This window comes from Paraburkholderia caribensis (assembly GCF_002902945.1).
Classification (GTDB): domain Bacteria; phylum Pseudomonadota; class Gammaproteobacteria; order Burkholderiales; family Burkholderiaceae; genus Paraburkholderia; species Paraburkholderia caribensis.
Genome location: NZ_CP026101.1, coordinates 2,348,940 through 2,363,533, shown reverse-complemented (window position 1 = coordinate 2,363,533; position 14,594 = coordinate 2,348,940). Strand labels below are relative to the sequence as shown.

The 14,594-nt window shown below is 59.7% G+C and carries 7 protein-coding genes, 2 tRNA genes and 3 rRNA genes; 10 read left to right on the top strand and 2 right to left on the bottom strand.

All coding sequences use genetic code 11. From position 1 onward, the window contains the following. Positions 1-152 precede the first annotated feature (152 nt). The 9 genes from C2L66_RS10460 to C2L66_RS10420 all read left to right on the top strand — a co-directional run bounded on the left by C2L66_RS10460 (position 153) and on the right by C2L66_RS10420 (position 12,776). Positions 153-1,277: an AI-2E family transporter gene (locus tag C2L66_RS10460; RefSeq protein ID WP_054930096.1), complete on the top strand. Its 1,125-nt coding sequence runs from the start codon at positions 153-155 to the stop codon at positions 1,275-1,277. Between the two features lie 474 nt (positions 1,278-1,751). Next, a 16S ribosomal RNA gene (locus tag C2L66_RS10455) occupies positions 1,752-3,282 on the top strand. Positions 3,283-3,349: 67 nt separating this feature from the next. Further along, a tRNA-Ile gene (locus C2L66_RS10450) sits at positions 3,350-3,426 on the top strand. Between the two features lie 62 nt (positions 3,427-3,488). Next, positions 3,489-3,564, top strand: a tRNA-Ala gene (locus C2L66_RS10445). A gap of 307 nt (positions 3,565-3,871) precedes the next feature. Then, positions 3,872-6,753: ribosomal RNA gene (locus C2L66_RS10440) — 23S ribosomal RNA — on the top strand. Between the two features lie 144 nt (positions 6,754-6,897). Further along, a 5S ribosomal RNA gene (rrf, locus tag C2L66_RS10435) occupies positions 6,898-7,011 on the top strand. The 16S, 23S and 5S rRNA genes sit together here with 2 tRNA genes alongside, the layout of an rRNA operon. Before the next feature lie 502 nt (positions 7,012-7,513). Beyond that, entirely contained in the window at positions 7,514-8,221 is a 708-nt protein-coding gene (gene imuA / locus C2L66_RS10430; RefSeq protein ID WP_082433775.1) for a translesion DNA synthesis-associated protein ImuA, read from the top strand. Next, the gene (locus C2L66_RS10425; protein WP_176056947.1) at positions 8,151-9,620 is read left to right on the top strand and encodes a Y-family DNA polymerase; all 1,470 of its coding nucleotides are present in this window, start codon (positions 8,151-8,153) and stop codon (positions 9,618-9,620) included. Before imuA ends, C2L66_RS10425 begins: the two co-directional genes overlap by 71 nt. 6 nt (positions 9,621-9,626) lie before the next feature. Beyond that, complete coding sequence (locus tag C2L66_RS10420; RefSeq protein WP_060600220.1) at positions 9,627-12,776, top strand: error-prone DNA polymerase; 3,150 nt, start codon at positions 9,627-9,629, stop codon at positions 12,774-12,776. Positions 12,777-12,798: 22 nt separating this feature from the next. On the opposite strand, the gene C2L66_RS10415 is transcribed toward C2L66_RS10420, so the two are convergent. Both C2L66_RS10415 and C2L66_RS10410 read right to left on the bottom strand, forming a co-directional pair. Then, positions 12,799-13,716 carry a dTDP-4-dehydrorhamnose reductase family protein gene (locus C2L66_RS10415; RefSeq protein WP_060602567.1) on the bottom strand — a complete coding sequence of 306 codons (918 nt, stop codon included), beginning with the start codon at positions 13,714-13,716 and terminating at the stop codon, positions 12,799-12,801. Between the two features lie 15 nt (positions 13,717-13,731). Continuing rightward, positions 13,732-13,941 carry a heavy-metal-associated domain-containing protein gene (locus C2L66_RS10410; protein ID WP_060600222.1) on the bottom strand — a complete coding sequence of 70 codons (210 nt, stop codon included), beginning with the start codon at positions 13,939-13,941 and terminating at the stop codon, positions 13,732-13,734. Positions 13,942-14,075: 134 nt separating this feature from the next. Between C2L66_RS10410 and cueR the strand changes: the two genes are divergently transcribed. After that, on the top strand, positions 14,076-14,513 hold the full coding sequence (gene cueR / locus C2L66_RS10405) for a Cu(I)-responsive transcriptional regulator (protein WP_054930101.1): 438 nt from the start codon (positions 14,076-14,078) through the stop codon (positions 14,511-14,513). The last annotated feature ends 81 nt before the right edge of the window (positions 14,514-14,594 follow it).

Genomic DNA, 14,594 nt, shown 5'->3' with positions numbered 1-14,594 from the left:
TCCGTGAAGGGCGCGCTCGCGGAGGCTGTTGGTCCGTGTCGGGCCTTGCGTTCGTGGCTTTCGCCGGAGCTTTCCTATACTCGTTCTGCAGATGTTTCGACGTCTGCGCGGCGGTCGTTCAGGTCACTTTGGGGTCGTGTCGGGGGTAATGCATGGTGAAGTCGGATCAACTGATCGAGCGGCTGGCGGCTGTGTTCGCGTTGCTGCTGCTGGTCGGCGGCTCGCTGCTGGTGCTGGCGCCGTTCACGACCGCGCTGCTGTGGGGCGCGATTCTCAGCTACAGCTCGTGGGGCTTGTACTGCAAGCTGTCGCAGACCTTGGGCGGGCGGCGCAAGTGGGCGGCGACGCTGATCGTGCTCATCATTCTGGTCGTCGTGCTGGGCCCCTTCGTGTATGCGGGGTTTGCGCTGGGCGCGCATACCAAGGACATCACCGCGTTCGTGCAAAAGCTGACGGATTCGGGCTTGCCCGATTTGCCCGGTTGGGTTGCGCGGATTCCGCTTGTGGGCTCGAGCATCGAATCGTTCTGGGAGCGCGTGACCAGCAGTAATTCCGAGATGGTTGCGCAACTGCGTGTGCTGGCCGCGCCGGCGGGCAAGTGGGTTCTCGCGGCGGCACTTGCTGTCACGCATGGGCTGGGATTGCTCGCGCTCAGCATCATTCTCACTTTCTTCTTTTATACGGGCGGCGAAGGCGCTGCGGCGTGGCTCAACGCGGGCATGCGGCGCATTGCCGGCGAGCGCGCCGACTATCTGCTGGCGCTGGCGGGCAGCACGGTGAAGGGCGTGGTGTATGGCATCCTCGGGACGGCGCTGGTGCAGGGCGTGCTGGCTGGTTTCGGCTGCTGGATTGCCGGCGTGCCGACGCCGGCGTTGCTCGGACTCGCGACGTTCTTTCTTTCGGTGATACCGGGTGGCCCCGTGGTGGTGTGGCTGCCCGCCGCGATCTGGCTGTATCACGGCGGCGCAACGGGATGGGCGATCTTTCTCGTGGTGTGGGGCGTGGTGGTGGTGGGGATGTCCGATAACGTCGTCAAGCCTATCCTGATTGGAAAGAGCAGCGACATGCCGCTGATTCTCGTGATGCTCGGCATCCTGGGCGGCGCGTTCGCGTTTGGCTTCCTCGGCGTGTTCATTGGTCCGACGCTGCTCGCCGTGGCGTACACGGTGTTGCATGACTGGACGATCGGTTCGCCCGATGCTCGCGAACTGGCTGCGAAGGCGGGTGGAAAGCCGGTGGACGCGGTGGCGCAAGTCGAGAAGGCGCGGGAGGAATGATTGCTTTGGCCGCTTTAGAAAAAACTTTGCATCTCACCCTTGTCACGTGGCGTGGGATGGCCTAAGATTCGCGTCCTCGTTGAGCGGCAGTCAGTTGGATGCGACACAACGGGGCCGCGGCAGAGACGGCGCGGTCGTGAAGTCAGCAAGGTTTTTCAGGCGATGCTAAAAAAACCGGTTGACGAAACGAAAAAGGTTCTTCATAATCTCGTTTCTCTGCTGCTGACGCAGCAACGTGGTGAAAGCAAGGCGCTTCCCGCGAATGTTCTTTAACAATCAACAGCCGATAAGTGTGGGCGCTCGATGACGAGGCGCGCGGTGATCTTCGGGTCACTGATAGCGAAAGTAATCGAGTCTCACACGGAAGAAATTGAGGAAGGTTTGACTGGGTTGAAAGACCCAGCGCAGATCTTTCGTCAGTGATTTTGAGTGAGCGACCGGTTCTTAGATGAACCGAAAAACAGTAACAGGTTTGAACTGAAGAGTTTGATCCTGGCTCAGATTGAACGCTGGCGGCATGCCTTACACATGCAAGTCGGACGGCAGCGCGGGGGCAACCCTGGCGGCGAGTGGCGAACGGGTGAGTAATACATCGGAACGTGTCCTGGAGTGGGGGATAGCCCGGCGAAAGCCGGATTAATACCGCATACGCTCTGTGGAGGAAAGCGGGGGATCTTCGGACCTCGCGCTCAAGGGGCGGCCGATGGCAGATTAGCTAGTTGGTGGGGTAAAGGCCTACCAAGGCGACGATCTGTAGCTGGTCTGAGAGGACGACCAGCCACACTGGGACTGAGACACGGCCCAGACTCCTACGGGAGGCAGCAGTGGGGAATTTTGGACAATGGGGGCAACCCTGATCCAGCAATGCCGCGTGTGTGAAGAAGGCCTTCGGGTTGTAAAGCACTTTTGTCCGGAAAGAAAACCGCTTCTCTAATACAGGGGCGGGATGACGGTACCGGAAGAATAAGCACCGGCTAACTACGTGCCAGCAGCCGCGGTAATACGTAGGGTGCAAGCGTTAATCGGAATTACTGGGCGTAAAGCGTGCGCAGGCGGTTCGCTAAGACCGATGTGAAATCCCCGGGCTTAACCTGGGAACTGCATTGGTGACTGGCGGGCTAGAGTATGGCAGAGGGGGGTAGAATTCCACGTGTAGCAGTGAAATGCGTAGAGATGTGGAGGAATACCGATGGCGAAGGCAGCCCCCTGGGCCAATACTGACGCTCATGCACGAAAGCGTGGGGAGCAAACAGGATTAGATACCCTGGTAGTCCACGCCCTAAACGATGTCAACTAGTTGTCGGGTCTTCATTGACTTGGTAACGAAGCTAACGCGTGAAGTTGACCGCCTGGGGAGTACGGTCGCAAGATTAAAACTCAAAGGAATTGACGGGGACCCGCACAAGCGGTGGATGATGTGGATTAATTCGATGCAACGCGAAAAACCTTACCTACCCTTGACATGTACGGAACCTTGCTGAGAGGTGAGGGTGCCCGAAAGGGAGCCGTAACACAGGTGCTGCATGGCTGTCGTCAGCTCGTGTCGTGAGATGTTGGGTTAAGTCCCGCAACGAGCGCAACCCTTGTCCCTAGTTGCTACGCAAGAGCACTCTAGGGAGACTGCCGGTGACAAACCGGAGGAAGGTGGGGATGACGTCAAGTCCTCATGGCCCTTATGGGTAGGGCTTCACACGTCATACAATGGTCGGAACAGAGGGTTGCCAAGCCGCGAGGTGGAGCCAATCCCAGAAAACCGATCGTAGTCCGGATCGCAGTCTGCAACTCGACTGCGTGAAGCTGGAATCGCTAGTAATCGCGGATCAGCATGCCGCGGTGAATACGTTCCCGGGTCTTGTACACACCGCCCGTCACACCATGGGAGTGGGTTTTACCAGAAGTGGCTAGTCTAACCGCAAGGAGGACGGTCACCACGGTAGGATTCATGACTGGGGTGAAGTCGTAACAAGGTAGCCGTATCGGAAGGTGCGGCTGGATCACCTCCTTTCCAGAGCTTTCGCGTTTCACAAGTTGAGCGCTCACACTTGTCGGCTGTTAATTGAAGACAGGCTCAGGGGTCTGTAGCTCAGTCGGTTAGAGCACCGTCTTGATAAGGCGGGGGTCGATGGTTCGAATCCATCCAGACCCACCATTGCCTTGTCTGGTGTGGTTGCTGACGTAGCTGGCTGGATATGCCCTGTGCGCTGTATGACTGGGGGATTAGCTCAGCTGGGAGAGCACCTGCTTTGCAAGCAGGGGGTCGTCGGTTCGATCCCGTCATCCTCCACCAATCCTCAATGCCTAGTGTTCAGTGCGAACTGAGCCTTATGCATTGGCGATTGAGCCAGTCAGCGAGTGATGTAAGGCATAGCGCCTTGTATCGGCTGTCGTTCTTTAACAATCAGGAAGAAGTAGTAAAGAGATTCACGAAAGCGTGCTTAGAGATGGGCGCGCGAGTAGGTGAATCAGGGTTGTGATTGTATCAATGTATTTTTTGAGTTCATCGAAAGACGAACCTGGAATACGGCACAACGCGAATACTCAACCTGTAGCGAGTGAGTCTGGCGTGGCAACACGACGAGACACACCCGTTATAGGGTCAAGCGAACAAGTGCATGTGGTGGATGCCTTGGCGATCACAGGCGATGAAGGACGCGGTAGCCTGCGAAAAGCGGTGGGGAGCTGGCAAACGAGCTTTGATCCACCGATATCCGAATGGGGAAACCCACTCCTTATGGAGTATCCATGGCTGAATACATAGGCCATGTGAAGCGAACGCGGTGAACTGAAACATCTAAGTAACCGCAGGAACAGAAATCAACCGAGATTCCCAAAGTAGTGGCGAGCGAAATGGGACCAGCCTGTACTCTTTATCTTCGTTGTTAGCCAAACGCTCTGGAAAGTGCGGCCATAGTGGGTGATAGCCCCGTAGGCGAAAACAGTGAGGAAGAACTAGGTGTACGACAAGTAGGGCGGGACACGTGAAATCCTGTCTGAAGATGGGGGGACCATCCTCCAAGGCTAAATACTCGTGATCGACCGATAGTGAACCAGTACCGTGAGGGAAAGGCGAAAAGAACCCCGGGAGGGGAGTGAAACAGATCCTGAAACCGCATGCATACAAACAGTCGGAGCCTCGCAAGGGGTGACGGCGTACCTTTTGTATAATGGGTCAGCGACTTACATTCAGTGGCGAGCTTAACCGATTAGGGCAGGCGTAGCGAAAGCGAGTCCGAACAGGGCGATTCAGTCGCTGGGTGTAGACCCGAAACCAGGTGATCTATCCATGGCCAGGATGAAGGTGCGGTAACACGTACTGGAGGTCCGAACCCACTAACGTTGAAAAGTTAGGGGATGAGCTGTGGATAGGGGTGAAAGGCTAAACAAACCTGGAAATAGCTGGTTCTCTCCGAAAACTATTTAGGTAGTGCCTCGTGTATCACCTTCGGGGGTAGAGCACTGTCATGGTTGAAGGGTCCATTGCGGATTACTTCGCCATAGCAAACTCCGAATACCGAAGAGTGCAATCACGGGAGACAGACATCGGGTGCTAACGTCCGGTGTCAAGAGGGAAACAACCCAGACCGCCAGCTAAGGTCCCCAAATATGACTAAGTGGGAAACGAAGTGGGAAGGCTAAAACAGTCAGGAGGTTGGCTTAGAAGCAGCCACCCTTTAAAGAAAGCGTAATAGCTCACTGATCGAGTCGTCCTGCGCGGAAGATGTAACGGGGCTAAGTCATATACCGAAGCTGCGGATGCGTGCATTGCACGCATGGTAGGAGAGCGTTCCGTAAGCCTGCGAAGGTGCGTTGAAAAGCGTGCTGGAGGTATCGGAAGTGCGAATGCTGACATGAGTAGCGATAAAGGGGGTGAAAGGCCCCCTCGCCGTAAGCCCAAGGTTTCCTACGCAACGTTCATCGGCGTAGGGTGAGTCGGCCCCTAAGGCGAGGCAGAAATGCGTAGCTGATGGGAAGCAGGTCAATATTCCTGCACCAGTGTGAAATGCGATGGGGGGACGGATCGCGGAAGGTTGTCCGGGTGTTGGAAGTCCCGGTCGCTGCGTTGGAGAAGGTGCTCTGGCAAATCCGGGCACGGAATTCAAGGGCGTGGCGCGAGCTTCTTCGGAAGCGAAGCAATCGGAAGGGGTTCCAGGAAAAGCCTCTAAGCTTCAGTTTCACATTGACCGTACCGCAAACCGACACAGGTGGGCGAGATGAGTATTCTAAGGCGCTTGAGAGAACTCGGGAGAAGGAACTCGGCAAATTGGTACCGTAACTTCGGGATAAGGTACGCCCCTGTAGCTTGACGCCCCTGCGGGCGAAGGGTGAAGGGGTTGCAATAAACTGGTGGCTGCGACTGTTTAATAAAAACACAGCACTCTGCAAACACGAAAGTGGACGTATAGGGTGTGACGCCTGCCCGGTGCCGGAAGATTAAATGATGGGGTGCAAGCTCTTGATTGAAGTCCCGGTAAACGGCGGCCGTAACTATAACGGTCCTAAGGTAGCGAAATTCCTTGTCGGGTAAGTTCCGACCTGCACGAATGGCGTAACGATGGCCACACTGTCTCCTCCCGAGACTCAGCGAAGTTGAAGTGTTTGTGATGATGCAATCTCCCCGCGGCTAGACGGAAAGACCCCATGAACCTTTACTGTAGCTTTGCATTGGACTTTGAACCGATCTGTGTAGGATAGGTGGGAGGCTATGAAGCTGGAACGCTAGTTTCAGTGGAGCCGTCCTTGAAATACCACCCTGGTTTGTTTGAGGTTCTAACCTTGGCCCGTGATCCGGGTCGGGGACAGTGCATGGTGGGCAGTTTGACTGGGGCGGTCTCCTCCCAAAGTGTAACGGAGGAGTACGAAGGTACGCTAGGTACGGTCGGAAATCGTGCTGATAGTGCAATGGCATAAGCGTGCTTAACTGCGAGACCGACAAGTCGAGCAGGTGCGAAAGCAGGTCATAGTGATCCGGTGGTTCTGTATGGAAGGGCCATCGCTCAACGGATAAAAGGTACTCTGGGGATAACAGGCTGATACCGCCCAAGAGTTCATATCGACGGCGGTGTTTGGCACCTCGATGTCGGCTCATCTCATCCTGGGGCTGTAGCCGGTCCCAAGGGTATGGCTGTTCGCCATTTAAAGAGGTACGTGAGCTGGGTTTAAAACGTCGTGAGACAGTTTGGTCCCTATCTGCCGTGGGCGCTGGATATTTGAAGGGGGCTGCTCCTAGTACGAGAGGACCGGAGTGGACGAACCTCTGGTGTACCGGTTGTCACGCCAGTGGCATCGCCGGGTAGCTATGTTCGGAAGAGATAACCGCTGAAAGCATCTAAGCGGGAAACTCGCCTTGAGATGAGATATCCCCGGGGCTTCGAGCCCCTTGAAGGGTCGTTCAAGACCAGGACGTTGATAGGTCAGGTGTGGAAGCGCAGTAATGCGTTAAGCTAACTGATACTAATTGCCCGTAAGGCTTGATCCTATAACCGGTGTGTTTTACGCATCAGGTTGAGATCGGTGTTGTGCCAGAAACAACACAACCCCATACCCTCTTTACGCTTCTTCCCGATTGGCTGTGGCGCGACCAGGTTACCCAACCTCCCGCGCGACGCAGCAACCCGTCATGCCTGATGACCATAGCGAGTCGGTACCACCCCTTCCCATCCCGAACAGGACCGTGAAACGACTCCACGCCGATGATAGTGCGGATTGCCCGTGTGAAAGTAGGTAATCGTCAGGCTCCTTACCCAAGACAAGACCCCGCCCTCAAAAGCGGGGTCTTGGCGTTTGGGGCGCGCAATTTGCGCCTTCGAGTGGCGTCCGCCGCTTGCCTCTGTGCTGGCATCCGCGATAGGCCTTCGCGAAATGAGCGGTTTCGTGATATCCCCTCATTCCCTCTTGCCAAACGTACGCTGACGCCGGGCGTCATTTGCGTAGCTTCGCAGCACCCACTGCTCCATCTGACCGCATCGGCTGTTTTGCTGATGGGTCTACGCCAGCACATCGATCCCTTCCATTTCCGTCCCTTGGACATGTTGATCGGCAGCACGATCAGCGATCGTCGTTTTGTCAATCTGCGCTAAAACCAAACCAACAAAACATCCGACGAAATGTCTTACTTACCACCAAACCAGCCTCTTAAGTCCTAAGAAAACTCAAACCCTCTTCCCAAAAAGGGCGCCATTCCCTTGTCAATTTCCGTGTAGGATACTGTATAAATATACAGGTATTTTCCTACGCCGATGTCATCCACAGCCACGCGTGCCGAAGAGATTCACCCATCGCTATGGCGAGCCTCGCAGCTCGCACGCGGCGGGCGGCGCACGCTCGACACCGGCTATCCCGCGCTATCTACCGAGTTGCCCGGCGGTGGCTGGCCCATCGGTGCGCTGGTCGACTTGCTGGTTCAGGTGCCGGGAGTGGGTGAGATGCGCCTGCTGCGGCCTGCATTGAGCTCACTGGGTGATCGTCCCATCGCGCTGGTCCAGCCGCCGCATATTCCAGATGGACTGGGCCTCGATTACATCGGGCTCTCGCTCGACAGGCTGTTGCAGGTCAAAGCGCCCAAAAGCTCTGATGCCTTCTGGTCCGCCGAGCAGATTCTGCGCGCCGGCACTTGCGGCGCAGTCATCTTGTGGGCGCAACATGCGCAGGCGTCATCGCTGCGTCGTCTGCATCTGGCGGCGCAGTCTTCCGAGACGCTTTTCATCATGGTCCGGCCGCTCGCCTCGGCTCAGGACTCATCGCCGGCTTTACTGCGGCTGGCGTTGCGACCTTCGGCCGATGGTCTGATGGTCGACATCGTGAAACGACGAGGCCCAACACGCGCGGAGCCTCTATCGATTCCTCTTCAACCCACCCCCGTTCTGTTTTCCCGTCATGCGCGTCTTTCTCGCCGTCCACTTGCCGAAGTTGTCGCTCGAAGTTTTTCGACCGAGGTGGTCGCCTGAGCCCGGGCACGGCAGCGCGGTATTGGAGAGAGACAAGGTCGCGATCGCCGACGGCGCGGCCCGTGCAGCGGGCGTGCGGCTCGGGATGAAGCGCGGTGGCGTGTTGACGGTGTCGCCGGAAACGCTGCTGTACGAACGCGACATCGCACGTGAGAACGCCACGCAACGCGAGGTCGGCATCGCGCTGATGAAGTTTTCGCCCGACGTCGCGCTGCTCGACGAAGCGACGGTGCTCGTCGAAGTCGGCGGGAGCCTACGGCTTTTCGGCGGCCTGTTGCCGTTGTGCCGTCAGGCGAAGGCGATTCTCGACGCGCTCGGTCTGACGGCGCGCATCAGCGCCGCGCCGACCGGGCAGGGCGCATGGCTGCTGGCGAAACACGGTAACCGGCGCGTGCTGAAACTCGCATCGCTCGAGCGCGTGCTCGAGCCGCTGCCGATGCTCGCCGTACCGGAAATCCGTTCGTTTGCCGACTGGTTCAGCGGTCTTGGCTGCGAATCGATTGCAGACGTCCGCCGTTTGCCGCGCGCGGGCCTGCAGCGGCGCTGTGGCGAGCATCTGCTGGATTCGCTCGATCGCGCGTTCGGCACCGCGCCGGAACTGTTCGACTGGCTCGAGCTGCCGCCCACGTTCAGCGCGCGCCTCGAATTGCCCGATCGTCTGGAGCATGCGGACGGCGCTGTGTTTGCCGCGCATCGGCTGATCGTGCAGTTGTGCGGCTGGCTGTGCGCGAAACAGCTGGCCGTGACGGCGATCACGCTGTCATTCGAGCATGAGCGCGGCCGCGAAGCCATGGCGCCGACGTCGATCGATATCGCCTTGGGCGAGGCCGCGTGGCGCGAAGATCATCTGCTGCGTCTTGTGAAGGAGCGGTTGCATCGTCTCACGCTGGAGGCGCCTGCCATCGTGGTGCGGCTCGATGCATCGAAGGTCGACGCAGCCATGCCCGCCACCGATCAACTGTTCCCTCAGCCGGGTGGATCACCGGCGGATCACGCGCGGCTGATCGAACTGCTGATCGCGCGCAATGGCGAAGAGAACGTGCTGCGTCCCGCGCCGACGGCCGATTACCGGCCTGAAATCGCGAACCGCTGGGTGTCGATCAATCACGTGGAAAAGAAAATGGAGTTGCCCAAAGGCTTGCCGCGCCCGACATGGATGCTGGCCACGCCCGTGCGTCTGCTCATGCGCCAGCATCGGCCGTTTTATGGCTCGCCGTTGAAGATGGTATCGCCGGGTGAGCGCATCGAAGCGGGCTGGTTCGATGGCGCGCTCGTCACGCGTGATTATTTCGTCATGCAAGGCGAAGACCGTAGCTGCTATTGGGTTTATTACGAGCGCGTCAGCAGCCGCGATGCCGAAGAGGAACCGCGCTGGTTCCTGCACGGTCTGTTCGGATGACGCGCGATGGATACGACGTTCAACGCCTTGCCGGCCTACGCCGAGCTGTTCTGTTTCTCGAACTTCACGTTTCTGCATGGGGCGTCGCATGCGGAAGAACTCGCTGAGCGCGCGTTTCAGCTCGGCTATTCAGGACTCGCCGTTACCGACGAATGTTCGCTCGCAGGCGTCGTGCGTGCGCATGTCGCGGCAAAGGAAGCGGGCTTGCCGCTCGTGATCGGTTCGTACTTCCAGTTGCGCAACGCCGACGGTACCCCCGCGTTCGGGCTGATCCTGCTCGCGCAGAATCGCGAGGGCTACGGCAATCTTTCGGAGCTGATCACGCTCGCACGCACCCGCGCGCCGAAGGGTGAATATCGCCTCACGCCGCATGATCTGTCGCGGCCCGATCGCGAGCATGCGCATTTGCGCGGCATGCCCGATTGCCTTGCGATCCTCGTGCCTGATTTTCCCGCGAATGAAGCGGTGCTCGAAGCGCAGATCGAATGGCTCGACGAGACGTTTCCCGGCCGTGCATGGGCCGGGCTCGTGCTGCATCAGCGCGCGATGGACGACATTCATCGCGGCGCGCTCGAATATGTCGCGGAGAAGCAGAACGTGCCCGTCGTCGCATTGGGTCACGTCGTGATGCATGTGCGCTCGCGCAAGCCATTGCAGGACACGATGACGGCGATCCGCGTCGGCAGGACGGTGCATGAATGCGGCTACGAGCTTGCGCCGAATGCCGAGCAGCATTTGCGCTCGCGCTTGCGCATCGCGAATCTGTATCCCGAACATACGATACGCGAGACCATCAGCGTGTTGTCGCGGTGCGCGTTTTCGCTCGACGAACTTCGCTATGAATATCCCGACGAGCTCGTGCCGGAAGGCTACACGGCGACTGCCTATCTGCGCCAGGAAACCTATATCGGCGCGCAGTACCGCTTTCCCTCGGGCATTCCGTTCAACGTGCAGGAACAGATCGAGCACGAACTCGCGCTGATCGCGGATCTCGGCTATGAGCCATACTTTCTCACTGTCTACGACATCGTGCGTTATGCGCGCAGCCAGCACATTCTGTGTCAGGGACGCGGGTCGGCGGCCAACTCGGCCGTGTGCTATTGCCTCGGCGTCACCGAGGTCGACCCGGCGCGCGGCAACATGTTGTTCGAGCGCTTCATCTCGAAGGAGCGCGGCGAGCCGCCCGACATCGACGTCGACTTCGAGCATCAACGGCGCGAAGAGGTCATCCAGTACATCTATCGCAAGTATGGACGCGACCGCGCGGCGATCGCGGCGGCCGTGTCGACGTACCGGCCGCGCGGCGCATTGCGCGAAACGGGCAAGGCGCTCGGCATCGATCCGCAGATCGTCGATACCGTCGCGAAGTCGCATCAATGGTTCGATACGAGTCACGATCTGCTCAAGCGCTTCGAAGAGTCGGGACTCGATCCGGAAAAGCCGCTGATCCAGGCGTGGGCGCGGCTTGCGTCGCAACTGCTCAACTTTCCGCGCCATCTGTCGCAGCATTCGGGCGGTTTCGTGATCAGCCGCGGCAAGCTCACGCGGCTCGTGCCCGTCGAGAATGCGGCGATGGCCGATCGCTCGGTGATCGAGTGGGACAAGGACGATCTCGAATCGCTCGGCCTGCTGAAGGTCGATGTGCTCGCGCTCGGCATGCTGTCGGCGATCCGGCGCACGCTGGATCTCGTATCGGACCGCATTGGCGAGCGCTTCGAGATGCAGCACATTCCGCCCGAAGACAAAGCGACCTACGACATGATCTCGAACGCCGATACCGTCGGCGTGTTCCAGATCGAGTCGCGTGCGCAGATGAGCATGCTGCCGCGTCTGCGTCCAAAGACGTTCTACGACCTGGTGATCGAAGTCGCGATCGTGCGGCCAGGGCCGATTCAGGGCGGCGCAGTGCATCCGTATTTGCGGCGTCGGCAGAAGCTCGAACCCGTCAGCTATCCGAGCGAGCAACTGAAAGTCGCGCTCGAGCGCACGCTTGGTGTGCCGATCTTCCAGGAGCAGGTGATGCAGGTCGCGATTCTCGCGGCGGGCTTCACGCCGGGCGAGGCCGATCAGTTGCGTCGCGCGATGGCTGCGTGGAAGCGCAAAGGCGGGCTCGAAAAATACTACGACCGCATCGTCAACGGCATGCGCGAGCGTGGCTACGAGCAGAGTTTTGCCGAGGCGATTTTCGAGCAGATCAAAGGCTTCGGCGAATACGGCTTTCCAGAGAGCCACGCGGCGAGTTTCGCGCTATTGGTCTATGCGAGCAGCTGGCTGAAATGCCATGAGCCCGAGGCGTTTCTCGCCGCGATGCTCAACAGCCAGCCGATGGGTTTCTATTCGCCATCGCAACTCGTGCAGGACGCGCGACGCCATGGCGTCATCGCGTTGCCCGTCGATGTGACGATCAGCGGCTGGGACTCGTCGCTCGAAGTGGTGGAGGGCCGCGCGCGTCCCGCCGTTCGCCTCGGCCTGTCGCTGCTGCGCGGCATGAAAGACGGCGCAGCGGAGCGTATCGAGAATGCCCGCGCTGTGCGGCCATTCACAAGCGTTCACGATCTCGCGCGCCGCGCGCAACTCAACCGGCACGACCTGCACGTGCTCGCCGATGCAAACGCGCTGACTTCACTGGCAGGCAACCGGCGCGAAGCGTTGTGGCATTCGGTGGCTGCCGTGCCCGACAAGGACATGCTGTCGGTTGCCGGCGTTCAGGACGAGACGCCCGAACTCGGCGCGCCGTCGGAGGCGCAGGACATCGTCGCCGATTACCGCTCGGTGGGACTGACGCTCGGCCGTCATCCGCTGGAGCTGCTGCGGCCCGCGTTGCTGGAACAGCGTCTGATGCCCGCGTCGACGTTGCGAAACTATCGCAATGGCAGGCTTGCGCGCGGCTGTGGCATCGTCACCGTGCGACAGCGGCCGGGAACGGCGAAGGGCGTGCTGTTCGTGACGATCGAGGACGAGACGGGCAACGTCAACGTGATCATCTGGCCGAGTTTGCTGGAAAGACAAAGGAAAGAAGCGCTCGGCGCATCGCTGCTCGCCGTCTACGGCACGTGGCAATGCGAAGGCGAGGTGCGGCACCTGGTGGCGCAACGGCTCGTCGATATGTCGCATCTGCTGGGCGGTTTGCAATCGATGAGCCGCGACTTCCACTGACTTCCTCGCGCTCGATGCGCCGCTAACCGCGCCACGGAAATTGCGCGAGCACGTCGCGAATCGCCGTATCGAATGGCGTGCGCCGGCCGATGCCGAGTGTTTCGAGCCGCGTCGAATCGAGATGACAGTTGTGCGGGCGCGGCGTCGCGTCCGTCGGCGTGTGCTGCGGTGTCAGTTGCGCGTCGATCCGCAGCGCGCTGGCGAGACGCTGCGCGATGTCGTACTTCGTCATCGGCTCGTCGCCGGACCACTGCACCGTGCCGCACACCGCTTCGTCGCGCGCGTGCCACTCCAGCAATTGACGCACGACGACGGCCACGTCGGGCGTATATGTCGGATAGCGGATCGCCCACGCATCCATCACGGCGGCTTTCCCTTCGGACGAAGCCGTGCGAGCCGACGCGGCAATCGCGGGCACGAGGCTCGTCACAGCCGACTCCTGCCAGTCGACGATCGGTCCGAACAGCAGCGGCAAACGTAGCACGCAGCCGAAATCGGTCGATTCGGCGAGCGCCTGCTCACCCTCCAGTTTGCTGCGTCCGTAGGCGTTGATCGGCGACGGCGTCGCGTCGTAACGATAGGGCGGCTGTGTGCCGTCGAACACGTAGTCGGTGGAAATGGACAGCACCCACGCGCCGTGCCGCCGCGCCGCCGATGCGATCGCGCGCACGGCATCCACGTTCAGCGCACGCGCGAGCGCCGGATCGTGCTCGCACACGTCCGGACGCCGCTCGGCTGCCGCGATGACGAGCGCGTCAGGCCGCTCGCGATCGACGAACTGCGCGACGGCGCCGGCATCGCGAATGTCGAGCGTGACGCTTTGCCCGAAGGGCCGGCTGAAGGTCGTCTGCACGACTCGCCAGTCCGGCTGCCGGGTCAGTTCGCCGACGATCGCGCGTCCCAGCAAACCCGATGCGCCGATGACGGCCACCTTGAACATGCGCGTGTTCCCCACTCAGTTGCCGCCGACGCCGACCACCGTGTAGCCGGCTTCGTCGATGGCGGCCTTCAGCGTGTCGACGGATGCGCCCGACTGGACGGCGACCTTGCCGGCCGACAGGTCGACCTGGACCTGCGCGGCTGCGTCCTGCTCCTGGATGGCGCGCGTGACGGCGGCGACGCAATGCTGGCAGCTCATGCCTTCTACCTTGAATTCGATGCTCATGCTTGTCCTTTAGCTGATAAGTCCTGCAACGGTTGAATTATGCCTGTCGACCGGCAACTACATGATTGACCTTCCCACTGTGGGAAGGTCAAGAATCATGCAACATATCTTGAAGGCAGATTGGGGAACGAGCGATGAACATTGGTGAAGCGGCCCGCGCGTCGGGCGTGACGGCGAAAATGATCCGCTATTACGAGAGCGTCGGGCTGATCGCGGCGAGAGAGCGTACGCAGGCGGGATACCGGGTTTACGGATCGCAGGAGATCCATTCTCTGCGCTTTATCCGGCAGGCGCGGCGTCTGGGATTTCTGGTCGAGGACATCCGCAAGCTGCTTGCACTGTGGAACGATCGGTCGCGTGCGAGCGCGGAGGTGAAGTCGATTGCGCTCGAGCACGTTGAAGAACTGGACCGCCGTATCGCCGAATTGACCGGGATGCGCGACACGCTCGCGCATCTTGCCGATCATTGCCACGGCGATGACCGTCCGGATTGTCCGATTATCGAAAGCCTTGCCGCCGCGGATTCGACGCCGACTGCGCCGCCGACTGCGCCGCATTGTCACGGGCATTGAAAAACAGTGACGCAACGTTGTGAGCAATCTCGATTTTTGCACTAATGTGGTGCTAAAACAGTGCATTGATCTGGCGATTTT

Coding starts and splice junctions, on each gene's coding strand:
- C2L66_RS10420 (WP_060600220.1), top strand. CDS start 9,627: ATGGATACGACGTTCAACGCCTTGCCGGCCTACGCCGAGCTGTTCTGT.
- cueR (WP_054930101.1), top strand. CDS start 14,076: ATGAACATTGGTGAAGCGGCCCGCGCGTCGGGCGTGACGGCGAAAATG.
- C2L66_RS10425 (WP_176056947.1), top strand. CDS start 8,151: ATGCGCGTCTTTCTCGCCGTCCACTTGCCGAAGTTGTCGCTCGAAGTT.
- C2L66_RS10415 (WP_060602567.1), bottom strand. CDS start 13,716: ATGTTCAAGGTGGCCGTCATCGGCGCATCGGGTTTGCTGGGACGCGCG.
- imuA (WP_082433775.1), top strand. CDS start 7,514: ATGTCATCCACAGCCACGCGTGCCGAAGAGATTCACCCATCGCTATGG.
- C2L66_RS10460 (WP_054930096.1), top strand. CDS start 153: ATGGTGAAGTCGGATCAACTGATCGAGCGGCTGGCGGCTGTGTTCGCG.
- C2L66_RS10410 (WP_060600222.1), bottom strand. CDS start 13,941: ATGAGCATCGAATTCAAGGTAGAAGGCATGAGCTGCCAGCATTGCGTC.